Source organism: Streptomyces halobius, from assembly GCF_023277745.1.
Taxonomy (GTDB): Bacteria; Actinomycetota; Actinomycetes; order Streptomycetales; family Streptomycetaceae; genus Streptomyces; species Streptomyces halobius.
This window is the reverse complement of the sequence record NZ_CP086322.1, coordinates 6159190-6183613: the sequence shown is the minus strand read 5'-3', so window position 1 is coordinate 6183613 and position 24424 is coordinate 6159190. Positions and strand designations below refer to the sequence as shown.

General features: G+C 70.9%; 20 protein-coding genes, 1 pseudogene and 1 riboswitch. Of the genes and pseudogenes, 9 read left to right on the top strand and 12 right to left on the bottom strand.

All coding sequences use genetic code 11. The annotated features are described in order from the left end of the window. Window positions 1-128: 128 nt before the first annotated feature. The 3 genes and pseudogenes from K9S39_RS28125 (at window position 129) to K9S39_RS28115 (ending at window position 3461) form a co-directional block, all read left to right on the top strand. Window positions 129-1565 (top strand): DUF1996 domain-containing protein, encoded by a 1437-nt coding sequence (locus K9S39_RS28125; RefSeq protein WP_248866117.1) that lies wholly within the window; start codon window positions 129-131, stop codon window positions 1563-1565. Window positions 1566-2221: 656 nt separating this feature from the next. After that, on the top strand, window positions 2222-2962 hold the full coding sequence (locus K9S39_RS28120; RefSeq protein WP_319949587.1) for a hypothetical protein: 741 nt from the start codon (window positions 2222-2224) through the stop codon (window positions 2960-2962). A gap of 11 nt (window positions 2963-2973) precedes the next feature. Then, window positions 2974-3461 (top strand): annotated as a pseudogene (locus K9S39_RS28115) (hypothetical protein). Between the two features lie 195 nt (window positions 3462-3656). Here the strand turns inward: K9S39_RS28115 and K9S39_RS28110 are convergent. From K9S39_RS28110 to K9S39_RS28100, 3 genes are all read right to left on the bottom strand, one after another. Beyond that, window positions 3657-5207: a PepSY-associated TM helix domain-containing protein gene (locus K9S39_RS28110; RefSeq protein ID WP_248866116.1), complete on the bottom strand. Its 1551-nt coding sequence runs from the start codon at window positions 5205-5207 to the stop codon at window positions 3657-3659. 232 nt (window positions 5208-5439) lie between these two features. Then, window positions 5440-6048, bottom strand: a complete 609-nt coding sequence (locus tag K9S39_RS28105; RefSeq protein ID WP_248866115.1) for a hypothetical protein — start codon at window positions 6046-6048, stop codon at window positions 5440-5442. Between the two features lie 344 nt (window positions 6049-6392). Continuing rightward, the gene (locus tag K9S39_RS28100; protein ID WP_319949586.1) at window positions 6393-7298 is read right to left on the bottom strand and encodes a PucR family transcriptional regulator; all 906 of its coding nucleotides are present in this window, start codon (window positions 7296-7298) and stop codon (window positions 6393-6395) included. Between the two features lie 618 nt (window positions 7299-7916). On the opposite strand from K9S39_RS28100, the gene K9S39_RS28095 reads away from it, so the two are divergent. The 3 genes from K9S39_RS28095 to K9S39_RS28085 all read left to right on the top strand — a co-directional run bounded on the left by K9S39_RS28095 (window position 7917) and on the right by K9S39_RS28085 (window position 11545). Continuing rightward, window positions 7917-8672 carry a hypothetical protein gene (locus tag K9S39_RS28095; protein WP_248866112.1) on the top strand — a complete coding sequence of 252 codons (756 nt, stop codon included), beginning with the start codon at window positions 7917-7919 and terminating at the stop codon, window positions 8670-8672. A 232-nt stretch (window positions 8673-8904) separates the two neighbouring features. Beyond that, a complete protein-coding gene (locus tag K9S39_RS28090) occupies window positions 8905-10434 on the top strand; it encodes an NADH-quinone oxidoreductase subunit NuoF family protein (protein WP_248866111.1) in 1530 nt (509 codons plus the stop codon). A 139-nt stretch (window positions 10435-10573) separates the two neighbouring features. Next, window positions 10574-11545: an SCO0930 family lipoprotein gene (locus tag K9S39_RS28085; RefSeq protein ID WP_248866110.1), complete on the top strand. Its 972-nt coding sequence runs from the start codon at window positions 10574-10576 to the stop codon at window positions 11543-11545. Here K9S39_RS28085 and K9S39_RS28080 read toward each other — a convergent pair. From K9S39_RS28080 to K9S39_RS28070, 3 genes are all read right to left on the bottom strand, one after another. Beyond that, the gene (locus tag K9S39_RS28080; RefSeq protein WP_248866109.1) at window positions 11523-13064 is read right to left on the bottom strand and encodes a sodium:solute symporter family protein; all 1542 of its coding nucleotides are present in this window, start codon (window positions 13062-13064) and stop codon (window positions 11523-11525) included. The two genes, K9S39_RS28085 and K9S39_RS28080, sit on opposite strands and share 23 nt — an antisense overlap. Further along, window positions 13061-13261: a DUF3311 domain-containing protein gene (locus K9S39_RS28075; protein WP_248866108.1), complete on the bottom strand. Its 201-nt coding sequence runs from the start codon at window positions 13259-13261 to the stop codon at window positions 13061-13063. Before K9S39_RS28075 ends, K9S39_RS28080 begins: the two co-directional genes overlap by 4 nt. A gap of 539 nt (window positions 13262-13800) precedes the next feature. Continuing rightward, complete coding sequence (locus K9S39_RS28070; RefSeq protein ID WP_248866107.1) at window positions 13801-15135, bottom strand: DUF445 domain-containing protein; 1335 nt, start codon at window positions 15133-15135, stop codon at window positions 13801-13803. 322 nt (window positions 15136-15457) lie between these two features. Between K9S39_RS28070 and K9S39_RS28065 the strand changes: the two genes are divergently transcribed. Beyond that, window positions 15458-16768 carry an SGNH/GDSL hydrolase family protein gene (locus K9S39_RS28065; protein WP_248866106.1) on the top strand — a complete coding sequence of 437 codons (1311 nt, stop codon included), beginning with the start codon at window positions 15458-15460 and terminating at the stop codon, window positions 16766-16768. 157 nt (window positions 16769-16925) lie between these two features. On the opposite strand, the gene K9S39_RS28060 is transcribed toward K9S39_RS28065, so the two are convergent. The 3 genes from K9S39_RS28060 to K9S39_RS28050 form a co-directional block, all read right to left on the bottom strand. Further along, window positions 16926-17906, bottom strand: coding sequence for an ABC transporter ATP-binding protein (locus K9S39_RS28060; RefSeq protein ID WP_248866105.1), 981 nt, complete (start codon window positions 17904-17906; stop codon window positions 16926-16928). Between the two features lie 10 nt (window positions 17907-17916). After that, window positions 17917-18681 carry an ABC transporter permease gene (locus K9S39_RS28055; RefSeq protein WP_406708166.1) on the bottom strand — a complete coding sequence of 255 codons (765 nt, stop codon included), beginning with the start codon at window positions 18679-18681 and terminating at the stop codon, window positions 17917-17919. A 142-nt stretch (window positions 18682-18823) separates the two neighbouring features. Next, on the bottom strand, window positions 18824-19618 hold the full coding sequence (locus tag K9S39_RS28050; RefSeq protein WP_248866104.1) for an ABC transporter permease: 795 nt from the start codon (window positions 19616-19618) through the stop codon (window positions 18824-18826). Between the two features lie 329 nt (window positions 19619-19947). On the opposite strand from K9S39_RS28050, the gene K9S39_RS28045 reads away from it, so the two are divergent. Next, complete coding sequence (locus K9S39_RS28045; protein WP_248866102.1) at window positions 19948-22251, top strand: transglycosylase domain-containing protein; 2304 nt, start codon at window positions 19948-19950, stop codon at window positions 22249-22251. A 99-nt stretch (window positions 22252-22350) separates the two neighbouring features. Here the strand turns inward: K9S39_RS28045 and K9S39_RS28040 are convergent, their stop codons facing one another. From K9S39_RS28040 to K9S39_RS28030, 3 genes are all read right to left on the bottom strand, one after another. Continuing rightward, entirely contained in the window at window positions 22351-22671 is a 321-nt protein-coding gene (locus K9S39_RS28040) for a DMT family transporter (protein ID WP_248866100.1), read from the bottom strand. 33 nt (window positions 22672-22704) lie between these two features. After that, window positions 22705-22772: riboswitch (guanidine-III (ykkC-III) riboswitch) on the bottom strand. Window positions 22773-22859: 87 nt separating this feature from the next. Next, complete coding sequence (locus K9S39_RS28035; protein WP_248869001.1) at window positions 22860-23162, bottom strand: GroES family chaperonin; 303 nt, start codon at window positions 23160-23162, stop codon at window positions 22860-22862. Between the two features lie 205 nt (window positions 23163-23367). Then, window positions 23368-23688 (bottom strand): DUF3618 domain-containing protein, encoded by a 321-nt coding sequence (locus tag K9S39_RS28030; RefSeq protein WP_248866099.1) that lies wholly within the window; start codon window positions 23686-23688, stop codon window positions 23368-23370. A 165-nt stretch (window positions 23689-23853) separates the two neighbouring features. Here K9S39_RS28030 and bcp point away from each other — a divergent pair, with 165 nt between their 5' ends. Beyond that, the gene (bcp, locus tag K9S39_RS28025; RefSeq protein ID WP_248866097.1) at window positions 23854-24321 is read left to right on the top strand and encodes a thioredoxin-dependent thiol peroxidase; all 468 of its coding nucleotides are present in this window, start codon (window positions 23854-23856) and stop codon (window positions 24319-24321) included. The last annotated feature ends 103 nt before the right edge of the window (window positions 24322-24424 follow it).

Genomic DNA, 24424 nt, shown 5'->3' with positions numbered 1-24424 from the left:
CTCACGCCCCCACAACCCTCACGAAACGAAGTGATCTCATGAGCCAACGACAGCCACAACGGCAAGGACGAGGGCGAGGGCGAGGGCAATCGTCCTCCCCGCACAAACGCTCGCGCCTCACGAACAGAATGCTGGTCGCCGCGGCCGCGCTCCTGCTGGGCGGTGGCAGTCTGGCGGTGGTGGCCACCACCGCCCTGGCCGGCGGCTCCGAGCCGGACGCATCGGCCGGCGAGCAGCGCACCGCGGCCGCGACCACCATCTCCTGCCCCGATGTCGGCCAGAAGCTGCAGGAGGTGCCGAGCGGTGCCAGGCTTCAGGTCTCCAAGGGGCTGGTCGCCCTGGACCATCAAGTCCACGCTGCCTACGAGAAGATGATGGACGGCAGCAGCGGTACGGAGGTGCTCAGCCGACTGAAGCAACAGCGGGAGTCGACCATCGAGACGATGGCGAACGCGATCGCCAAGGACGCTGCTGAGCAGCCCGACTACCTGACGGAGCTGGTCACCTGCACCACCAAGCCCACCGGTGAGGGGACGGGCTCGGACGGAGAGGCCGCCACCAAGTCGACGAGCCAGAGCCAGTACTTCTGGCAGCGACGAGAGCGGAACCAGAACGGCGGGCGACAGGACCAGGACGGCGGGCGACAGGGCCAGGTCGGCGGCCAGCAGGGACAGATCCAGGGCGGCCCCTCCCCCGACGACTTCGTCGACATCACCTCCGTCGAGCCGAATGCCGGCGATCCGCCGTTCGCCGCTCCCCAAGGGCGCGGCGCCTCCACCGGCACCTTCATCACCGAGTGCGGCCGCAATGAAAACGGCCACTTCAACTCCGACAACGTCATCGTCACCCCGGGCGTCAACAACGGCGCCAAACACTTCCACGACTACGTCGGCAACAAGGCCACCGACGCCTTCTCCAACGACCGCGAGCTCGCCCAGTCCGGCACCACCTGCGACAACGGGGACCAGTCGAGTCACTACTGGCCAGTGCTGCGCAAACTGGACGGGAACGCGGTGAATGTGCCGGGCGCCGGTCAGGACGGCAATGTCGGCTCGATACTGCGACCGTCCTCGGTGACCCTGCAGTTCCGCGGCAACCAGGCCGGGCAGGTGCGGGAGATGCCGCGCTTTTTGAAAATCATCACCGGTGATGCCAAGGCGTTCACCAACGGCACGGCCAACGCCAACGCCTCCTGGAGCTGCGTCGGCTTCGAGAACCGCCAGCTGGAGGACAAGTACCCGATCTGCCCCAACGGCGCCGACGTCGTACGGACCTTCGCCTTCCAGAACTGCTGGGACGGCCGGAACATCGACAGCGCCAACCACCGTACACATGTGGCGTTCTCGGACCAGAACGGCCGGTGCCCGAACGGCTTCACGGCCATACCGCAGCTGGTGCAGCGCATCACCTACGACGTCCCGGACGGCGTCGGCTTCGCCGTGGACAGCTTCCCCGAACAACTCCACAAGCCGGTGACCGACCACGGCGACTTCATCAATGTGATGCCTCGGGATCTGATGGCCAGGGCGGTCGCCTGCATCAACAGCGGGCGGAACTGCCGCTGATGGCCGCCTGAGACGCGATTCCCCAGGGCCGTGCAGTCAAGGACCCCCAACTCCGGCGGCTTGCTGACGTTGGGGGTCTTTGGACGTCCGGAGCACAGCGCCGACGTTTACCTGGGGGATCCAGCCGGCGGGGCGTCGCGGTCGTCGTTGTCCGCCGACGGGAGAGTCCCACAGTTCCGCGTCGACGTCGTACCCGGAAGCGCAAATGGCTGTGCTCCCCGAGTACCGCGCACGGTGCCTTTGGTGTTCGGGGCGGCCGGGCCTGACCGATCAGGGAGGGGGCCGGGCGGCCCCTGGTTCGTGCTCCCCTGTCGTCTCCGTCTTCGTTCCCATCCGGAGACTGGAGCCGCCGGGGGAATGTGGGCCCTCCGTGGGAAAGGTCACCGGTGAGTGCACCGGGCGATCACTGGCGCCCTTTCTCGCGGCAAAGCTGGCAAGGTTCCGTGCATGCGGGCACGGCCGCAGTGGAAGGCGCGTAGACGGCCGTCCCCCGGAGGCGGAACGGCACTGGCCGATCGCCCCGGTCGGACACGACGGCGGGTCATAAATTCGGCGGCGGCCTGCGGCGTAAGGCCGTACTCGGGCAACTGAACGAAGTAGCGGGGTACCTGGAGGAACATCAGTCGCGCGAGATCGAACAGCGCCTGCATCGGGTCATGGCTCAACTTGCCGGTACGGCAGCCACGATGGCCTGGGATTCGGGACTGCAACGGCAGGCACAGGAGTACTACCGACTTGCGCTGCGCTCCTCACACGCAGGCAAGGACATGGCCTTCGGCGCCAATGTACTGGCGGGGATGGCTCGGCAAATGCTCTACGGCGACCGACCGCAAGACGCCCTGGAGCTGGTACGCCTCGCACAGGATGGTTCCCGCGGAGTGGCCGACCCCCGAGTACGGGCCATGCTCCACAGTCGTGAGGCATGGGCCTATGCGGCCCTTGGACGTATGTCAGCCTTTCGTCGAGCCACTGGGCAGGCGGCCGACGCACTCGGCGCAGCGGAGCGCGGACAAGAGCCGTACTGGATCGCGTACTTCAACGATGCTGAGCTCGCCGGTGTGACAGGTGGGCGCTTGCTCGACCTTGCGCGCCAGGACCCGCGCCCATACGCCGAGGACGCAGCGAACGAGATTCGCGACGCCCTCACCCGGCGTGGCCAGGAAGCTGGGCGCAGCCACGCGCTGGACATGATCGGACTCGCAGCGTGTCAGTTCCTCGTTGGCGATATCAGAGGGGGAGTGGAGCAGGCACACCGAGCCGTGGACGCCGCGACCCGCACGAGGTCGAACCGGGTACGTACTCAGTTGAGCAGCCTGTATCCGTACACGGTCGGGCACAGTGCCTCACAGGCCGTTGGCGAGGTGCGGGCCAGAATCCGCGACCAGCTGTCAAAGTGAGAGGTATGACCGTGACCACCATCGCCGTCACGGGCACATGGATCTGACGCAGGACAGCGTGCCCCTTGTGCGTGCCGCGCTCGACGGACTCCTCAAGCCCTATGACAGCACGAAGCTGATCGGCGTCTCTTGCATCGCGGCCGGCTCCGACTCGCTGTTCGCCGAGGCCGTGCTCGCCGTCGGCGGGCGGCTCGTCGTCGTGCTGCCCTCCCGGGACTATCGCCGGGCCAAGGTCAAGCCCGATCACGCCGAGACCTTCGACCGGCTGGTCGAGGCGGCTGACGAGGTGCGGGTGATGCAACACGCGACCGCCAGTCGACAGGCGTACGAGGCGGCGAACCGCGCGCTCTTGGAGCAGGCCGACCGGCTCGTTGCGGTGTGGAACGGGGAGCCGCCGTCGGGCAAGGGCGGGGGCACCGCTGATGTGGTCTCCGAGGCGCGAGCGGTCGGTCTGCCGGTCGATGTGGTGTGGCCGACGGGCGCGGCGCGACGCGGATGAACGTGCGGCTGCGCCCCTTGCATGGCCCGCGTTGGTGGCGGGGTGCCATGCGCCAACGGGCAGGCACCTCCGGGACGTACAACAGGACAGCCCTACGACGCAGTGGCCCCCGCGCCGCCCGTGGGAGGGCACCCGTAAGCGCACCCTCCCACGACGGTCTCAGGACGTGCCGGTGCCACGGGCCCGCGCCCGTGATCAGCTCGTCGAGGCAGCGATGTCACGGCTCCGGCGGTAGCGCCGGATGCGGCCGATGGCGATGTCCACGGCCAGGAAGCCGAGAAGAGTGACGCCGAGGACCGGCACGGCCCAACCGATGGTCGCCGCTACCGGGAGGCCGAGCAGGAGCACCGGCAGGGGCAGCCGGCGCCAGGCCCCCCGGACGGGCGGCTTGCCCAGTGGGGCGCTTCGGTCGGCCCGGGTGGGGCGGCGCTGCCACCACATCCGGTAGCCCCAGGCGATGACGAAGAGCAGTCCGATGGCGGTGGCGGCGAGCAGGAGCTGGTTGGCCAGGCCGAAGAGCACACCCATGTGGGCCTGGATGCCGAGCTTGGTCAGCTTGGCCGGCAACGGGTAGTCGGACCACCGGTTGGTGGCGGTGACCTCGCGCTTGTCGGCGTCGACGGCCACCTGGTCCAGGTGCACCGGCCACACCTTGTCGTTCTGCGCGACGGACCAGGCACTGTGCTCGTCCGCCGACGGGGTCAGCTTGACGGTTCCGGTGAGCCCGGCCTCCCGCGCGGTGGCCAGGACCGGGCCGATGTCGGCGATCGGGTCGGCGGTCTTCTTCGACGAGGCCGACCCGCCGTGGTGCCCGTGCGGGCCGGCGGACTCGCCGGAGCCGGCGGGAGCGGACGGCAGGGAGGTGTTCAGCTCGGGAGTGCGGGCGTGGACCTTGTCCAGCACGGTCTCGAAGCGAGCTCCCGCGTAGCTCGACCACGTCAGACCGGTGGCGCTGAGGAAGAACAGGCCCACGGCCAGCCAGAGGCCCGTGGTGGCGTGCCAGCCGCGGGTGCGGCGCACGCCGCGGGCGCCGCGGTCGGGCATCAGCACCCGCCGGACCGGATGGCCCCGGCTGGACCGACGGCGCGCCAGCCACAGCACCAATCCGGCGGCGACGATGACCCACAGCCAGCTGGCGGCCGTCTCCGAGTACAGCCGGCCCGGCTCGCCCAGGTGCAGGTTGCGGTGCAGCTCGCCGAGCCAGGTGGTGACCGGCGTGGAGTTGAACGAGGTGGTCAGCGCGCCCTTGACCTCGTTGGTGTAGGGGTCGACGAACACGGTGCGCTGGTTCTCGCCCAGCTCCGGGACGGCCAGCACGACCCGGGTGGTCTCCTCCGGATCGGCGGGGGTGATGACCGAGTCCAGTGTCCCCTCCGGGTGAGCGGCGCGGGCGGCGGCGACCTGGTCCGCCAGCGGGTGCGGGGTGCCCTCGGGCTTCTCGACGGTCAGCTGGTCTCCGTAGACCAGTTGGTCGAGCTGCGGGGCGAAGGCGTAGGCGAGCCCGGTCAGCGCGGCCACGATCAGGAACGGTGCGACGAACACGCCCGCGTAGAAGTGCAGGCGTGTGAGCAGCGCCCGCACGCCCTGCCGGGAACGGTCCGGCCGGGAACGGTCCGGCCGGGAGCTGCCGTCGGCGGATGGGCGGTGCGGTGCCGTCGCCGTCGCCGCAAAGGCGCCCGTGTCGGACGGCTGGTCGGTAGGTCCGGCGGACGTTGCTCTGGATGACTCTTCGGGCACAGTGGACATGCGGAACTCCAGGTACGCGCCCGTCGGTATGGACGCGGGCGCTCAGGGCGAAGTCTGATGAAATCCGGATGAAGTCGGGTGAAGTAACCGCCGCTTCAGGGTGATGTGGCATATATCGCGGCAGAAGCCGCGACGCCGGTCTGACTTCGCGCTCAAGGCATGGCCGCATGCCGCCCCCCACGGGCAACGACGGCCACGCGGAGAGGGTGAAACATGGGGGAGTGCGTTGTCGTCAGGCCGGCAGCGGCAGCGGAGGGCCTCGACGGTGCCGGCCGCGCGCGAGCAGCACCCCGTACCTGGCGGCCAGAACCCGCGGGCCGCGCGGCAGCAGCCGCGGCGGGGCGGGCGGGATCGGCGACAGCCGGAGGAAGCGGATCCTGGGAGCTGCCAGCGCGGCCAGCCGCCGTACCAGCCGGTCCCCGTAAGCCAGGCAGACCGCCACCCCCAGGGCTGCCGCCCCGTGCCCCAGCGTCATGCCCACCGACATCTCGCGATGGCCGCCAGCGCCCGGGACGACGCCGGACACCATCCCGCCGTGATGGTGCGCCCGGCCGGACGGCATGGCGGGGGCCTCGGCGGCCGCCGTCCCGGCCGTGTGGAACGCGAAGTGCAGAACCAGCTGGGCCACACCCAGGACCAGCACCTGGACGTCGAAGCCCCTACGCGCGCGGGTCAGCCCCACGCCCACCGCGGCGAGCACCGCGAACATGACGGCGAGCCGCCCCGGCCCGGGTAGCCGCCCACCCGCCGAGACATGGCTCACACAGCCGAGCAGCAGAAACAACAGCGCGGCCGCGAGGCCACGTATGACCTGCCTGGCGCTGCATTCCGGTATCCGCACGGCGTCAACCTACAGGGGCCCACACGCCATACGGCGTGGCGCCTTGACGTACGCCGGCTTTGCGTCCTTGCGACCCGCGGCCTAGGCCCCGGCCCGCTGTCGGGTACCTGGATACGGTGCCGACGCCGTTCGAGGTTCCGATCGTGGTTCCGTTCGCGGGCTCTTTCATGGGTGCTTTCATGGCCTCGCTCCAGAGATCGTGCCGGGTGGCGGGGTGCCATGCCCTGCGGAGCACGGCACCCCGGGACGTACAGCAACCCGGTTCACAGTCGGGAAGTCGGCGGCGATTGGCCGCCCCTACGGGGCACTAGGGCACCGGAGGACACCGGACTCCCTCCGGTCCGTCATAGCCCGTTCACCCGCGCCTCCCTCGCCATGCCCAATGGTCGGATGCTGGAGGCGACGGCCCGTGCGCGGCGGCCGGCGCGGGCGCGGTAACTGCGTACGTGGGCCATCAGGCGGCGGCTGCGGAGTGCCATTTCCAGTTCGAAGCGGGTTCGGGGGTCGCGAAGCGCGGGGCCGAAGAGCTTCTCGATCTGGCGCAGCCGGTAGCGGACGGTCTGCGGGTGGACGTGCAGGAGTTTGGCGGCTTCGGGGGCGCCGCCACCCTCCAGCCAGGCGAGGAGTGTCACTTCGAGGCGCTCGCTCTGACGCGGGGTCAGCTCCTCCAGGGGGCCGAGCCACCGCGACGTCAGCGCGTCCGCCAGCGACTCGTCCTGGAGCAGTAAAAGAGCGGAGAGGTGGTCGTCGACGAAGGCCGGGCGCGCTTCGGGGCCGACCCTGCTGGGGCCGAGGGAGAGGAGGTAGCGGGCCCAACGGAGGGAGGACGCGGCCTCGGTGGCGGGGACGACATGGCCGACGGCCGCCATCCGGCCCTTGAGCGCCGCTTCCAGGCGGCCCTTGGTCTGGGTGGCCGGGTCGGGGACGAACAGACAGGTGTCGCCCTCGACGCCACCGATCAGGGCATGGCCGAGCGCCGCGGCCAGTTGGGGCGCCTCGGCAGGGGAGGCGAGGACGACGGCCTGGAGCGTGTCCGGGACCGGCCAGCCGGCCGCGCGGGCCAGCTCGGGCAGGCCGCCCTCCGGGACCTCCCGGCGTCCGGAGAGACCGTCGAACAGGTCCTGGCGGGCACGTGCGACGGGCATCGGAGTGACCACGGACGGCGCCTGCGGGCGTTTGGTCTCCGATGCCTTCTGGTATCCCAGACATGTCAACAGGGCCTGCTCCAGGGCCCATTGCGCCTCTTCCACGGGGGTATCTCCGAGAAGTGCCGACAATTGCGGAAATCCGCGTTGCAACTCCGCGACCACCTTCTCTGCGAGGCCCGGGATTTCCTTTCTCACTTCCCGGGCCCACTCGCCCCGGGGGCGCGACCAGATGCGGTTCAGGAGATCACACATCGCTACCTCGATCCTGGCGGGGATGCGGCTGGGGCAGGGCTTGACACCGCCCCTGCGCCTGAGTCGGCATCATCGACAGTCACCGTGTGCGACCGCGACGCCGGTGCAGGAATTTGTCACAGCGCGATAAACCTTAGGAAATTTAGAGGGCGTTCGGAGATGATTTTGCTCATCCTGATTACGGCCCTGAGTATCCGCCTGGTCACGGAATGTTCAATGTTACCGGGGGTCACCCCAACAAAAGCTGCGGCGAAAAATACCGCCGCCGGGAGATTTCACCGAAATTCGGTTCACATCCCGCTGCCCCCACCGGGAGGTTCGATGTCCGCACCCCGTTTGCAGAGCCGGCACGCGCACCGCGCCCGGCCCTCGCCGAGCGGGCCCCGACCCCGGCGTCCGAGGGAGAAACCCGGACCGCCGCCGCGGGTACCGGACCGACCACCGGGCGGCGGCTACACCCGAACCCCGTTGCTGCGCCCGGCGCTTCCGGCGGCGCTGCTGCTCTTCCTCGCCGTCACCCTGCACTCCGGCGCGATGAACACCACCATGGTCTTCCTGGACTTCGGCGCCGGCGTGCTGGCGCTGGTCTCGCTGTCCGTCACGGTGCTGTGGGGCCTGGCCGCCACCGACCGGATGGTGCTGCACACGGGCCACCGGCTGCTCGCCCAGGCCGTGCACCGCGGCACCGGCGTCGCCGGGCTGGGCTTCCTCGGCCTGCACATCTGGGTGAAGGTCGCCGAGGGGCACACCGGCGCCCTGTCCGCCGCGGTGCCGTTCACCGACGGCGCCCGCCCGGTCCTCATCGGCCTCGGCACGCTCGCCGCGTATGTGTTCCTCGCCGTCGCGGTGACCGGCGCGGTGCGCGGCGCGTTCGCCGGCAACACCGCCTCCCGCTGGTGGCGGGCGCTGCACATGAGCGCGTACGTCGCCTGGGCGATGGCCCTGGTGCACGGCCTCAAGGCCGGGCGGGAGGCGGCCGGTTGGGCGACTGCCGGATATGTGATCTGTCTGGTCGCGGTGGCCGTACGCCTGGTGCTGCGGCTGCATATGCCGGGGTGGTCGCTGCGACTGGGCGGGGCGGGCAAGTCCCTGTGGCCGCGCGGCGCGCGCCGGGATCCGGGGGTACGGCGGGATCCGGGGGAGCACCGGGATTCGGGAGTGCGCCGGGGGCCGGGGGAGCACCGGGATTCGGGGGTGCGCCGGGATCCGGGGGTGCGCCGGTGACGAGCGCACAACCGAGGACCGCGGTGACGAGCGCACAACCGACGTCCATGGACGTGAGAATCCAACTGAAGACCGTGGACGCGGGAGCCCAACTGAAGACCGTGGACACCAGAGCCCAACAGACGCCCGCGGAGCCGGCCCCCGTGGGGACGAGTACCCAACAGACGCCCGCAGAGCCGACGCCCGCGGCGACCACCACCCAACCGAAGCCCGTAGTAAGGACAGTGAACCAGTGACCGCCCCGGCCCCCACCCGCCCCCTGCCGGCCGTCCCCGGGCCCGACCCCGTGCCGACCCTGGCGTCCCTGGGTCCGCCGCGGCTGCTCGCCGGTCTCGACACGATGCCGCGCCTGGACCGGGTCGCGCATCTGGCGCAGCACGACTCCCCGCCCCGGCTGACCGCACAGGAGCTGGTCGCCCTCGCCGAGGACACCGATCTGCGCGGCCGCGGCGGCGCGGGCTTCCCGTTCGCCCGCAAGCTGTCCGCCGTCCTGGACGGCATGAAGCGCTCGGACGGCAAGGTGGCGGTGGTCGTCAACGGCAGTGAGGGCGAGCCCAGTTGCCTCAAGGACACCGCGCTGCTGCTGCACGTACCGCATCTGGTGCTGGACGGCGCGCTGCTCGCCGCCGAGGCGCTCGGCGCGCAGGAGGTCGCGATCGGTGTGACCCGCGAGGACGTGGCGGACTCGGTGCGCGAGGCCATCGCCGAACGCGGCCCGGTGCGCCGGATGTTGCGGGTCACCCTGCTGACCGAGCGGTTCGTCACCGGCGAGGGCACCGCCCTCACCAACGGCCTGGGCGGCGGCCCGGGACTCCCCTCCGGCCGCAAGGTCCGCTCCAGCGAACGCGGCCTGAACGGTGTGCCGACCCTGCTGTCGAACACCGAGACCTTCGCCCAACTCTCCGTCGCCGCACGCATGGGCGCCCTCGTCTACCGCACCGCGGGCCTGCCCGCCGAGCCCGGTACGCTGCTGCTGACCGTGGCCGGCAACCGGGTCGTGGAGGCCCCGTACGGCGTCCCGCTCACCCAGATCCTCGCGCTGTGCGGGACCGACCCCGGGCAGGGCGTACTGATCGGCGGCTACCACGGCACGTTCATCTCCCCGGACGACGCAGGGACCGCGAGGCTGTCCCGTGACGCGCTGGCCGCCTACGGCGCGGTCCTCGGCGCCGGCGCGGTGCTACCGCTGCCGTACGACACCTGCGTCGCGGGCGAGACCGTACGGGTCGCGCGCTGGATGGCCGCCGAGTCGGCCGGCCAGTGCGGGCCCTGTGTCCTGGGCCTGCCGGCCCTGGCCGATGTTCTCGACGAGGCCGTACGGGGCGGGGGCGACGCCGCGCTGGACGAGGTCCGCGCCCGTATGGACGCGGTGCGCGGACGCGGCGCCTGCAGCCACCCGGACGGCACCGCGCGCTTCGTCGCCTCGGCCCTGGCCGCCTTCCCCGAGGAGTTCGAGCGCCACGCGCGCGGGTTCGGGTGCGGCCGCCCGGTGACCGGGGCCCTGCCGGTCCCCGGACATCTGCCGCCACCACCGCCCGACACTCCCCCGCCGCCACCCAAGCCGGAGCGGCTGCTGGTCGACTGGACGCTGTGCCGCGGCCACGGCCTGTGTGCGGATGTGGTGCCCGGTGTCGTACGGCTCGGCCCGGACGGCTATCCGGAGGAGGCCAACATGGCGCTCCCGGCCCGGATGCGGCGCCGCGCACAGCTCGCGGTACGCCGCTGCCCGGCGCTGGCGCTGCGCATTCAGGGCTCCAACTGATGTCCGGCGGCCGTCTTTTCGTGCCCGAATGACAACTTTCGCGGCGGCTGAACGCGCCACACCCCCACCGCGTATTCCTCCCACGACAGCACGAGCCACTCGGCAACGCCACCACAGCCCCACCCACAGAGGAGCAGTCATGATCACTCGACGTCGTGCGGGACTCGCGGCCGCGGCGGTCGCCACCCTGGCGCTGACCGCCGCCTGCGGCAGCAGCGGCGACCAGGGCGCCGGCACCCCGACCACCGACACCGTCCAGCCCGCCGGCCAGGGCACCAGCGACTACGACTACGGGACGTCCGGCTCCGGCGGGGGCGACGGCGGCGGATACGGCGGCCAGGCGGGCGGCGGGGACGGCAAGGCGGCGAAGGCCGGGCCCACCGCGGGCAAGCTCGCGCTGTCACAGTCCTCCGAGCTCGGGCCGGTCGTCACGGACGCCAAGGGGATGACCCTGTACCGCTTCGACAAGGACACCCCGGATCCGGCCAAGTCCAACTGCTCCGGCGCCTGCGCCACCACCTGGCCGCCGGTCCCCGCCGACGGCGTCACCGCCCCCGCGGGCATCGCCAAGAGCGACCTCGGCTCGGTCACCCGCTCCGACGGCATCAAGCAGCTCACCATCGGCGGCTGGCCCGCCTACCGCTACGCCAAGGACACCCAGCCCGGCGACACCAAGGGCCAAGGCGTCGGCGGCACCTGGAACGCGCTGGCCGCCGACGGCAAGAAGGCGGGCGCCCAGAAGCCCGGCGACGTCTCGCTGTTCAACCACCCCGAGCTCGGCGAGATGCTCGTCGACGGCAAGGGGCGGACGCTCTACCGCTTCAACAAGGACAGCGCCTGGCCGATGAAGTTCGCCTGCAACGACGCCTGCCTGGACACCTGGAAGCCGGCCAAGCCCGCCGACCGCTCCAAGCTCAGCGGTATCCCCGAGAAGCTGATCACCACAGTCACCCGCCCGGACGGCGTCCGGCAGCTGGCCGTCGACTGCTGGCCGGTCTACTGGTTCACCGGAGACAAGCAGCCCGGTGACATCAACGGCCAGGGCAAGCAGGGACTGTGGTTCGCGGTCGCCAAGGACGGCAAGAAGATCACGACGACGCCGGAGGGCTGAGCGCCGTATCCCGCGCGGGCTCCTCTTCCCGTGCGGCGTCCCCCTGGGGGAACGCGTCGTCCAGCGCCAGCACCTCGTCGTCCGGCCGGTCGTCCGCGGCGCGCGGTCCCAGCCAGGTGACCGCCAGCGCCACCACCACGTTGACCGCGAGTCCGACGATCCCCGCGTTCATCCCCCAGACCGGGTCATGACCGCTGAACACCAGCACACAGACGAGCGCGAAGCCCACAACCAGGCCGCTCACGGCGGCGTGCAGCGTCAGCCGCCGCCACACCAACCCCAGCAGCAGCATCGGCACGAGCTGCGCCATGCCCTCGTAGGAAATCAGCGACAGACGGACCAGGGTGTTGGGGGCGGTGTAGGTCAACAGCAGCGCGAGCGATCCCGCGGCCACCACGACCAGCTGCGACCACAGTTTCTGCCGGTCCGCCAGTTTGGGGATCGCACCCAGTACGCTCCTCCCCCACATCGTGCCGATGACCAGCATGAACACGGCCATCGGCACGATGGAGGAGAGGGCGGCGGCCACCCCGGTCAGGCCCACCGCCCAGGCCGGCAGAGCGTCCACCACCAACGTGAACAGGGCGAGATTGGAGTCCGCGCCGGTCAGCCCCGGCACCACGAACACCGCCGCGAGCCCCAGCAGCATCGGCACGAACAGCAGCACGTTGTAGAAGGGGAGATAGATGGCGTTACGGCGCAGTACGTCGGCATTGCGGGCGCCGAGATAGCCCGCCACGGTCGTCGGAAAGATCACCACGGTGAGGGAGTTGAGGAGGGTGGTGGTGACGAACCAGCCCTGGCCCAGGCCGCCCGAGGCGTGCCCCGGGAAGGTCAGCCACTGCGACTTCTCGGCGACGATCCGGTCCAGGAAGGGCCCGTAGCCCCCGAAGTAGTGCAGCGGTACGTAGAGCGCGAGGAAGGCGAGGGTGACGATGACGAGGACGTCCTTGAGCACCGAGACCCAGGCGCTGCCGCGCAGCCCGCTGATCACGACGAAGCCGGTGGCGACCGCGAAGGCCAGGAAATAGGCCCAGTTGAGGCTGATCGCACCGTAGGAGATGGTGGAGACGACCGTGCCCATGCCGGTGATCTGCAGCTGGATGTACGGCAACAGGCAGACGGTGGCGAGCAGGGCGACGGCGGCGCCGAGCCAGGGCCGCCGGTAGCGGTGGGCGACGATGTCGGTGATGCCGACCAGGCCGTGCCGGCGGGCGTACGCCCACAGCATCGGGCCGACGACGTAGCCGATCGCATAGCCGCAGGACATGTAGGCCAGGACGTAGAGCACCGGGGCGCCGACGTTGTAGCCCCAGCCGGCCGCCCCGAGATAGCTGAAGCTGGTATAGCTCTCACCGGCCATCAGCACCCAGATGAACGCGGTGCCCAGACTGCGGCCGCCCACCGACCACTCCGTAAGCCCGCCCCCGGAGCCCCGGCCGCGCACCGCGAGCAGACCGAGGGCCACGGTCAGCACCATGAAGCCCCCGAAGACGGCAGTGGCGACGGTGGCGTTCATACCCGGCCCCGCTTCTTGTCGCCGCGCCAGGCCAGCCACACCGCGACCGGCGTCAGCAAGGTCGCCAGCAGCATCCAGAAAAAGAGAAAGGGGAGACCGAGGACGGTCGGGGTCACGCGGTTCGCCAGCGGCAGCGCCACCAGGAACAGCACGTACGGGACCAGGAGCCACAGCAGCGTGGCGCAACGTTTCTGCACGCCATCAGAGCCTACGCTGCGCTTGGCCTGCGCCCCACGTTGTCGGCTGTCCCGCCGTTGCACCTGCGGTGAGCTGTCGCCGCTGCGCGGGGCTGTTCGGCAGCGGCGCCGGACCTCCGGACTCCGTCCTGCGGACCGGCACCTCCCGAAGGGGTGGGAAGAAGACCGGTGGGGGCCATGTAGCCGGTCATGTGCACCCTGTGGCCCCGGACACAGACACCCGACAGACCACATGGGGCCCCACCGGCCCCCTCCACCCACCGTCGGGAGGGGACGGGCCGCAGGACGGAGTCCGGAGGCCCGTCACCGCACCCGAAAACCCACGCCCGCCGCAGGCGAACCCCTCACGGCGGGAAACCGAAAACGTCGGGCGCAGGCCCGCCGCAGGCGAACCCCACGGCGGGACAACCGACAACGTGGGGCGCAGGCCGGCCGCAGGCGAACCCCACGGCGGGACAGCCGACAACGTGGGGCGCACGCCCGCCGCAGGCGCAGCCCGCCGCAGGCGAGCACCAAGTCGGCGAACGCCGAGCGCAGCGTCACCCGGTGACCGCACGCGACACCGTATAAATCGCCAACCCCGCCAGCGCGCCGACGACCGTGCCGTTGATCCGGATGAACTGCAGGTCGCGGCCGATGTGCGCCTCGATCTTCTTCGAGGTGTGCTCGGCGTCCCAGCCGGCGATGGTGTCGGTGATCAGGGCGGTGATCTCCCCCTGATAGGTCGTCACCACATAGACGGCCGCGCCCTCCAGCCAGCCGTCCACCTTGCCCTGCAGCCGCCCGTCCACGGACATCCGCTGCCCCAGGGACAGCAGTGAGGACCGCACCCGCAGTCGCAGTTCGCTGCGCTCGTCCTCGGCGGCGGCCACGATCATCGCGCGGACCGCGCCCCAGGCGGAGGCGATCAGATCCTGCACCTCACCGCGGCCCAGCACCTCCGACTTCAGCCGCTCGACCTTGGCCCGGGTGTCCGGGTCGGACTGCATATCGCCCGCGAAGTCCTTCAGGAAGCGGTCGACGGCACCGCGCGCCGGATGCTCGGGCATGTCCCGCATCTCGGTGACGAACCGCAGCAGTTCCTTGTAGACCCGGTCGCCCACCTTGCGGTCGACGAACCGCGGGGTCCATCCGGGGGCTCCGCCGGAGACCGCCGCCGTGACGGAGTCACCGTGCTCGATCAGCCAGTCGTGGGCGCGGCCGCACACCAGGTCCACCACCCGCTTGTGGCCACCCTCGGAGACGACCTTCTCCAGCAGTGCGCCGATGCCGGGCGCGATCTCCTGGGCGTCCGCGCGCCGGGTGATCGCCTCGCCGACCACGGCCTGCACATCGGTATCGCGCAGCACGGTCAGCGCGCCGCGCAGCGCGGTGGAGAGTTCGGCGGTTACCCGGTCGGCGTTCATCGGGTCGGCGAGCCAGCCGCCGAGCCGGGCGCTGATGCCGACGGAGCGCAGCCGGAGCCGGATGACGTCGCCGGAGAGGAAGTTCTCCCCGACGAAGTCTCCCAAACTCTGTCCCAATTGATCCTTTTTGGTAGGAATGATGGCAGTGTGCGGGATCGGCAGCCCCATCGGCCGCTTGAACAGGGCGGTGATGGCGAACCAGTCGGCCAGCGCACCGACCATGCCGGCCTCCGCGGCCGCCGCGACAAAACCCGTCCACCCGCCGGCTCCGGAGGAGGCCGCCCATTTCGCCAGCACATAGACCACCGCGACGGCCAGCAGCAGGCCGGTGGCCAGCGTCTTCATCCGCCGTACGGCACGCCGCTTCGCCTCGTCGAGGGCGCTGTAGCCGAAGCCGACCGGCGTGGCCGGGCCCACGGCCACCGCGGCCCCTTCGGGCGGCGCTTCCGCCGCATTCCTGCGTTCCATCCGCTCCACCGTTTCCACCGTGCCCCATCATCCGTGCGGCCCGGTCCGGGGCCGCACGGCCGGCCACCGGTCCGTGCCCCGGTCCCGGCGCACATCCGGTGACCGTTCCGACCGTATGTCCAACTGTGACCTACTCCCGGAACGAACCACGAGTTCCCCGCGTCCACGTCAGGGAGGCATCGCCCAGGGCGCCGGGTGGCCTCCGAAGGGCCCGTGGAATCATGAAGCACCGATCGGGCCGCAATGGTGCCGCTGATCACTCGCTGCCGTTGCCCGCTGTCCGGAGCGTCGCGCTCCGCCTGCCCCAGGAGACCTTTCCCGCATGAACAAAAGTGTGGGTTACGCCGTGCTCGCCGGTCTGGCTGCCGTGGTGGTGCTGATCTCGACCGCGATATTCGTCGGCTTCGGCGGCGCGGGCGGCGGTCCGGGCAACACCCCGCACAAGCCGCGCGACCCCGCGGCCCCGGCGGTCTCCGGCCAGTGGGTCGGCACCTGGTCCGCGGCCGCCGCGGCCGCCGAGCCGGGCACCCTGGACGGCTATGCGGGCATGTCGATACGGAACGTCGTGCACACCAGCGTCGGTGGCTCGGCCGCCCGCATCCAGCTCTCCAACCTCTACGGCACCCGCCCGCTGTCCGTCAGCCATGCCTCCCTGGCGCTGGCCGCCGCCCCCAGCAACCCGACCGCCGCGGCCGGCACCATGCGCCGGCTGAACTTCGGCGGCCGCCCCGCCGTGACCATCCCGGCCGGCGGCGCGGTCACCAGCGACCCCGTCCGCCTCAACGTCCCGCACAACGCCGACCTCCTGGTCACCACGTACTCCCCGTCCCCCTCCGGTCCCGCCACCTACCACCCGTACGCCCGTCAGACCTCCTACCTGGCGCGCGGCGACCGCACCGAGGACACCACCGGCGCCGCCTACACCGAACAGAGCCCGTACTGGCGCTATCTGACCGGCGTCGACGTGTGGAGCACCACGGCACAGGGCACGGTCGTCGTCATCGGCGACTCGATCACCGACGGCATCACCTCCACCGCGGGCGCCAACCACCGCTGGACGGACTTCCTCGCCGCCCGGCTGCGCGACGAACCCGGCGCCCCCCGCTACGGCGTCCTCAACCAGGGCATCAGCGGCAACCGACTGCTCGTCAACGGCAGCCGCTTCTCGCCCAACAACGGCCCCAGCGTGCTCTCCCGGCTGGACCGCGACGTGCTCTCCCGTACCGGCGTGAAGGCCGTGGTAGTCGAAATCGGCCTCAACGACCTCTTCAAGTCCCCGCGCCAGCTCGACCCGGAGAAACTCGTCGCCGGGATGCGGCAGATCGTCCGCGAGGCACACGCCCGCGGCCTGCGCGTCACCGGCAGCACGCTCACCCCGTTCGGCGGCCACCGCGGCTACTCCACGCAGCTGGACTCGGTACGTCGGCAGGTCAACCGCATCATCCGCTCCGGCACGGTCTACGACGAAGTCGTGGACTTCGACAAGGCGTTGCGCGACCCGGCTGAGCCGGGTCGGTTGCTTCCGGCGTATGACTCCGGGGATCATCTGCATCCGAATGATGCGGGGAACGAGGCGATGGCTGACGCTGTCAACCTGGAGCACCTCAAGCAGTCGGAACCGGCTACGGCCTAGGCGCCGACTCGGTTCCCGCCGTTGTCGGCTTCCCGCCGCAGGGGGTTTGTCGTTGCTCCCCCACGGCGGGAGAGCCAAAACGTCGGCGCACGCCCGCCGCAGACGCCCCCCTGCGGCGGGGAGCCGAAAGCGTGGCGAGGCGAAACGTCACATCCCCTCACTCATCGCGCTGCGCGTAAATGCGAGCGATGACCCCTTCAATGTCCGGCTCCCGCACCGACAGATCCACCAACGGATACCGCTCGGCGACAGCCGCCACCACAGGTGCCGCGCTCCGCGCCGCCGGGAAGGCCAGCCACTGGCGCGGCCCCTCCACCCGGACCGTGCGGGCGCCCGGGATCCCCTCGATCGGGGGCAGCTCCCGGTCGAGGTCCACGACGAGGGTCCGCTCACCGTCCCCCGCCGCGCGCAGCCCGTCCAGCCCGCCGTCGTACACCACACGCCCGTGGTCGATGACCATCACCCGGCGGCACAGCTGCTCGATGTCGGTCAGGTCGTGGGTGGTGAGCAGGACGGTCGTGCCGCGCTCGGAGTTCACTTCGCGGAGGAACCCGCGGACCCGCGCCTTGCTGATGACGTCCAGCCCGATGGTCGGCTCGTCCAGATACAGCACCTCCGGGTCGTGCAACAGCGCCGCCGCGATATCGCCGCGCATCCGTTGGCCGAGGGAGAGTTGCCGTACGGGGACGTCCAGCAGCGGGGCCAGGTCGAGGAGTTCCACGCAGCGGTCCAGGTTGGCGCGGTAGGCGGCGTCCGGGACCCGGTACATCCGCCGCACCAGCTCGTAGGAGTCCTTCAGCGGCAGGTCCCACCACAGCGTGGTGCGCTGCCCGAAGACCACCCCGATCCGGCGGGCCAGCCGGGTCCGCTCCCGTGCCGGGTCGATGCCGGCCACCCGTAGCCGGCCGCCGCTGGGAACGAGAATGCCCGTCAGCATTTTGATGGTGGTGGACTTTCCGGCGCCGTTCGGGCCGATATAGCCGACCATCTCGCCGCGCGGCACCTGGAAGCTGATGCCGTCCACGGCCCGCACCTCGTCCTTGACGCGGCGCAGCCGGCCCGCCTTGCGCCGTATGGTGAAGACCTTCTCGACGGCGTCCACCTCGATCAGCCGCTCAGTCGTCAGCCGCTCGGTCATCTGCCTCTCCTCAGCTCCCCGTACTGCGGTACGCCCGCAGGCCGTACCGCCACGCCAGTCCCGCGCCCGCGCACATCAGCGCGGCCACCGCGGGCCCCACGAAGTCCACCCAGCCCGGCAGCCCCAGCGGGTCCGGACGGCCCAGCAGGCGCAGCGCGGGCAGCCAGTTCACAAAGGCCAGCGGGATGAGGAAGGTGACCCCGCGCACCAGGTCCTGGGCGAACACCGTCGGCGGGTACTGGAGCATGGTGTTGCCGCCGTACGTGAAGGAGTTCTGCACCTCGGCCGCGTCCTGGGCCCAGAACTGGAAGGCGGCGCCCGCGGTGAACACCGCCGCGAAGATGGCCGCGCCGCACACCGTCATCAGCGGCACCATCAGCATCCGGCCCGCCGTCCAGTCCACGTCCAGCCGGGACACCGACCAGCCGAGGACCAGCAGGCCCTGGGTGATCCGGCCCAGCCGGCGCAGCGCGAAGCGGTCCGCGGCGACCTGCGCGAAGACCGGTGCGGGGCGCAGCAGCAGGGTGTCGAGGGTGCCGTCGCGGACCCGGCGGCCGAGCCGGTCCATGCTGCCGAACAGCAGGTCCGCCAGGCCCAGGGAGACGCTGGACGTGCCGTAGAGGAAGGCGACTTCGGGCAGCGAGAATCCGCCCAGGGCGTCGATCTGCGAGAACATCAGCATGATCGCGACGAAATCCAGTGCGCTGGCCGCGAAGTTGCCGACCGTCATCATCACGAACGACGTCCGGTACGCCAGCGTGGAGCGCACCCACATCCGTACGATCAGCCCGTACGCGCGCACACCCTGCGCGACCGTCCTCAACCGACCGCCGCCCGCTCCGCGCCCAGGGCCTTTCCGCCCCTGACCGCCTGCCCCGCGCCGAGGGCCTCTCCGCCCCTGCCCCATCGGAAAGGCCCTAGCCACCGTGGACCACCACCTTGCGCGTGGCGGCCGACTGCACCACCCGGCCCAGCGCCAGCAGCGCCACACCCCACACCGCCTGGAACGCCAGCCCCCGCAGCAGCGAGCCGCCGGTTCGCGCGCCGAGCAGCACATCGGCGGGCACCTGAAGCATCGCCGCCCACGGCAGCAGCTGGGCCAGCTCCCCGAAGCCGCCGGGAAACACCCGCAGCGGCAGCACCATCCCCGAGAAGAACATGCAGGCCAGCCCGCTGACCAGGGCCAGCCCCGCGCCGTCGAGCAGCCAGAAGCAGGCCAGCGCGACGAGATAGCGCAGCGCGAAGCTGACCACCACCGCCAGTGCCGTGGAGAGGAGGAAGCAGCCCCAGGTCAATGTGGACGACGGGAGCGCCAGTGGGAAGAACAGGGCACCCGCCGCCATCGGCACCACCCCGCGCCCGATCAGCTGCAGCGCCGCCCGGCCCAGATCCGCGGACAGCCACCACAGCTGGAGGTCGGCCGGCCGGTAGAGGTCCACGGCAATGTCACCGGACCGGATCCGCTCCTGCAGCTCGTCCACCCCGCCGACCATCAGCGCCACGGCCGCCAGCAGCGCCTGCCCGGTCCACACATACGTCACCGCCTGCGCCTGGTCGTAGCCGCCCAGACGCGGCCGCTCGTCCCAGAGGGCGATATAGGTGTAGGCGAGGATGAAGCCGAAGACGGTGTTGGTGAAGACGCCCGCCACGGTGGCCGTCCGATACGTCGCGTACCGCCGGAAGCTGCCGGCCGCCACTGCCGCGTACAGCACGTCCGCGCCCCTCCAGCCGCCGTCGTAGCACCTCGTGGATCGCCGCCGTGGGACGGCAAAGCACCGGAGCCTAGCCGCGTGGGCGTGGACCGCACCACGGGTTTTCTCACCGTTCCGGGTGAGTCCTGGGCGCCATTCGGCCGGTCACGGGGCGGTCACAGGTGCGCGCACCCTTCTTGACCGGGCCGTATGATGCGACAGTTTCTGACTGGACGACAGTTTCCGTTCAGGGTGTTCCGTTCAGGGGACCTCCCGATATGACACCGGTCCGCCGCGACACCACCACCGGCGGCACAACCATCGGCGGCGGCCGAGGAGTCCATACAGACATGAGCGAGGATCCGCGGCACAACGGCCCGGAGCACACCGGCCCCCCGCAGTGGGGGCCGCGTCCCGACGCGTCGACGGCGGGCGGGAACGGCGGCGGGAAACCCCGAAAGCCGCGGCCCCCGCGCACCGGCTGGCGCCGGCTCGTGCCCACCTGGCGGGTGGTGCTCGGCACGGTGCTGGGCATCCTGCTGCTGATCGTCGGCGGCATGATCGCCGGATATCTGCTGGTCGAGATTCCGCCGGCCAACGTCGCGGCCAAGGCGCAGAGCAATGTCTATCTCTACTCCGACGGGTCGGAGCTGGCCCGCGACGGCGACGTCAACCGGGAGAACGTGACCCTCAGCCAGATCCCCAAGTCCGTCCAGGAGTCCGTACTGGCCGCCGAGGACCGCGACTTCTACACCGAGTCCGCGGTCGATCCTGCCGCGATGATCCGGGCCGCCTGGAACACCGTCACCGGCAAGGGCAAGCAGTCCGGATCGACCATCACCCAGCAGTACGTCAAGAACTACTACCTGGGCCAGGAGCAGACCCTCACCCGCAAGGCCAAGGAGTTCTTCATCGCGATCAAGCTGGACCGCGAGGTGAGCAAGAACGACATCCTGGAGGGCTACCTCAACTCCAGCTACTACGGCCGCAACGCGTACGGCATCCAGGCCGCCGCCCAGGCGTACTACGGCAAGAGCTGCGAGGATCTGACCACCGCCGAGGGCGCCTATCTCGCCACCCTCCTCAACGCTCCCAGCGCGTACGACATCGCCGCCCACCCCGAGAACAAGCCGCGGGCGCTGGCGCGTTGGAACTACGTCCTGGACGGCATGGTGACGAAGAAGTGGCTCACCCGGGCCAAGCGCTCCGCCATGGAGTTCCCCGCACCGGGACCGGCCAAGGCGGCCGCCGGCCTCACCGGCCAGCGCGGCTATCTCGTCGAAGCGGTCAAGGACTATCTGACCACCAACAAGATCCTCGACGAGGACACCCTGCGGGCCGGCGGCTACCGCATCACCACCACCATCGGCAAGAAGCGCCAGAACGCCCTCGTCGACGCGGTCAACACCCGGCTGATGGACAAGCTCAGCAAGAAACGGAAGGTCGACACCTACGTCCGGGCCGGCGGCGCCTCCATCGACACCGCCACCGGCCGCGTCGTCGCCCTCTACGGCGGCATCGACTACGCCAAGCAGTACGTCAACGGCGCCACCCGCCGCGACTACCAGGTCGGCTCCACCTTCAAACCGATCGTCTTCGCCTCCGCCGTCCAGAACCACTCCACCACCCAGGACGGCGTACCGATCACCCCCCACACCGTCTACGACGGCACCAACAAGCGGATGACCATCAGCGACGGCTCCCCCACCGGCTTCGCGCCCGCCAACGAGGACGACCGCTCCTACGGCCAGATCACCGTCACCGAGGCCACCGACAAATCCGTCAACGCCGTCTACGCCCAGATGGGCATCGACGTCGGCCCCGCCCAGGTCAAGAACACCGCCGTCGACCTGGGCATCCCCGCCGACACCCCGAGCCTGGGCACCTCCCAGGGCGCGATCTCACTGGGCACCGCCACCCCCAGCGTCCTGGACATGACGCAGGTCTACGCGACCTTCGCCAACCACGGCCAGCAACGGCCGTACACCCTGGTCGACAAGATCTCCAAGCGCGGCCAGCGCCTCGAACTGCCCAAGCGCCCCGAAGGCACCGCCATCTCGCGCGACGCCGCCGACACCACCACCTCGATCCTGCGCAGCGTCGTCGAGGGCGGCACCGCCACCGCGGCCAAGGCCGCCGGCCGGCCCGCGGCGGGCAAGACCGGCACCGCGGAGGAGGACAAGGCCGCCTGGTTCGCGGGCTACACCCCCGAACTCGCCACCGTGGTCGCGGTACTGGGCCAGAACCCGAAGAGCGCCGCCCAGGAGCCGCTGTACGGCGCGGCGGGCCTGCCGCGCATCAACGGCGGCGGCTTCCCCGCCGAGATCTGGGCCGACTACACCGCCGCCGCGCTGGCGGGCGAGCCGGTCCGCCACTTCGACCTGGAGCTGGCCCCGAGCGCCGAGTCGGCCTCGCCCCGGCCGACCACCAGCGCCCCGGCCCCGCCCACCGAAACCGCGCCGACCACCCCCGGGCCGCCCACCACCGTCGGACCGCCCACCGACTTCCCCACCGAGCCGACCGATGGACCACCCACCCCCACCTTCCCGACCGACGAGCCGCCGCCCTATCCCACGGAGGACTTCCCGACCGTGGGACCGGGCGAGTACCAGGGGCGAGGGGAGCGGTGGCGGGAGTGGGAGGAGGACGACTGACGGGGCGTCCGAGGCGGGGCAGCCGGGTGGCTGACGGGGCCGGGGCGGCTGACGGGACGGCCGGGTGGCTGATGGGCAGGGCTGGTACCGGGGCCGAGGTCAGTGCCCCGACGTCGCCTTCAGCCCCACCACCGCCACCAGCAACAGCACGATGAAGAAGATCCGGGCCGCGGTCGCCGGCTCACCGAGCACCAGCATCCCGACCACCGCCGCACCGGCCGCCCCGATACCGACCCACACGCCATAGGCGGTACCGATCGGCAGGGTCCTGGCCGCGTACGACAGCAGCAGCATGCTGGCGACGATGCCCGCACCGGTGAACACACTGGGCCACAAACGGGTGAAGCCATCCGTGAACTTCATACCGATCGACCAGCCGACCTCCAGCAGACCGGCGACGGCGAGCAGGATCCATGCCATGACGGCACCTCCGTGGAATACGTCTTCTCCAGGGGTGCGTCGTCTTGTCCTTACCCGGTACGGCGCGTCTCGTCGGGATCTCCGAGGCTAGCAAAGCGCCGACAAAACGGGCGGTGACCTCGGTCACCGCCCGTCATCCGGGGTTCACTCCAGATGTTGCTCCAGACGCAGCCCCGTCGCGTCCTCCGCTACAGATACAGCCCCGTCGCGTCCTCCGCCCCCTCCAGCCGCTCGGCGGCCACGGCATGCAGATCGCGCTCCCGCATCAGCACATACGCCACACCGCGCACCTCGACCTCGCCACGGTCCTCCGGGTCGTACAGCACGCGGTCGCCCACCTCGACGGTCCGCACGTTCTGCCCGACCGCGACCACCTCGGCCCAGGCCAGGCGGCGGCCGACCGCGGCGGTCGCCGGAATGACGATGCCCCCACTGGAGCGACGCTCGCCTTCGGGGGTGTCCGTCCGGACCAGCACACGGTCGTGCAGCATCCGGATCGGCAGCTTGTCATGGGTGTCGTGGGTGTTATTCGGGCTCACGGCATGACCGTACCTGCCCGGCGACACCTCTTACGCACCGCGGGCCACCACCGGGACCACGAAGTCACCCGTCACGGCACCTCACCGGCCACCCGACGGCGCCCCAGACCCCAGGGCCTCACCGACCCCGGCTCCGGCCCCGCCCCGTCGGACCGGCCTATCCACGGCGCCGCTTGGCGCGCAGCGCCAGCAGCCCCACCACGGCCACCCCGACCACGGCCACCGGAATGATCCGCTCCAGCCGCGGCGTCCCGTCGTCCGACACCAGCCGGCCACGCACCTGCGACACCGCACGGTTGGCAGCCACATACGCCCGCCCCGCCGTACGGTCCACCGCGTCCGCGGCCTTCGCCTTCGCATCGCCGATGATCGTCTGCGGGTGCAGCCGCACCCCGATCTCGTCGAGCGTCTCGGCGAGATCCTGCCGCCTGCGGGCGATCTCCGCCTCGATCTGCGCCGGGGTCCTGGCCTCCGCCACCGCGCTGCCTCCGTCATCTCGCGTCACTCGTGAGGGACAGTCTGTCAGCTCACCCCGCCACGCGCCCCACAGCACCCCCGTTTCGTGCGCCGAGGCGCCCCGGGGCCCACCGCGCGCCCCGGCTGGCTAACCTCGGGGACGTACGGACCCACCCTAAGGAGAGCCATGACCGCGCGACTGCAGACCGGCGACACCGCCCCGGCCTTCACCCTCCCCGACGCCGACGGCAAGCAGGTCTCGCTGGCCGACCACAAGGGCCGCAAGGTCATCGTCTACTTCTACCCGGCCGCCCTGACCCCGGGTTGCACCAAGCAGGCATGCGACTTCACCGACAACCTCGCCTTCCTGGCCGGCCACGGCTACGACGTCATCGGCGTCTCCCCCGACAAGCCGGAGAAGCTCGCCACGTTCCGCGAGAAGGAAGACCTCAAGGTCACCCTGCTCGGCGACCCCGGCAAGGAGGTCCTCACGGCATACGGCGCGTTCGGCGAGAAGAAGCTCTACGGCAAGACCGTCACCGGCGTCATCCGCTCCACCGTCATCGTCGACGAGGAAGGCAAGGTCGAGCGCGCCCTCTACAACGTCAAGGCCACCGGCCATGTCGCCAAGATCATCAAGGATCTGGGGCTGTAAGGCCCGACGCGGGGAGACCAGGTCCGCCTCGGGGACACGAAACCGGGGCGGCCCGACGAGCGGCAACGCAGCCGGGGCTACCTCGCCACCACCACCGTCCGGT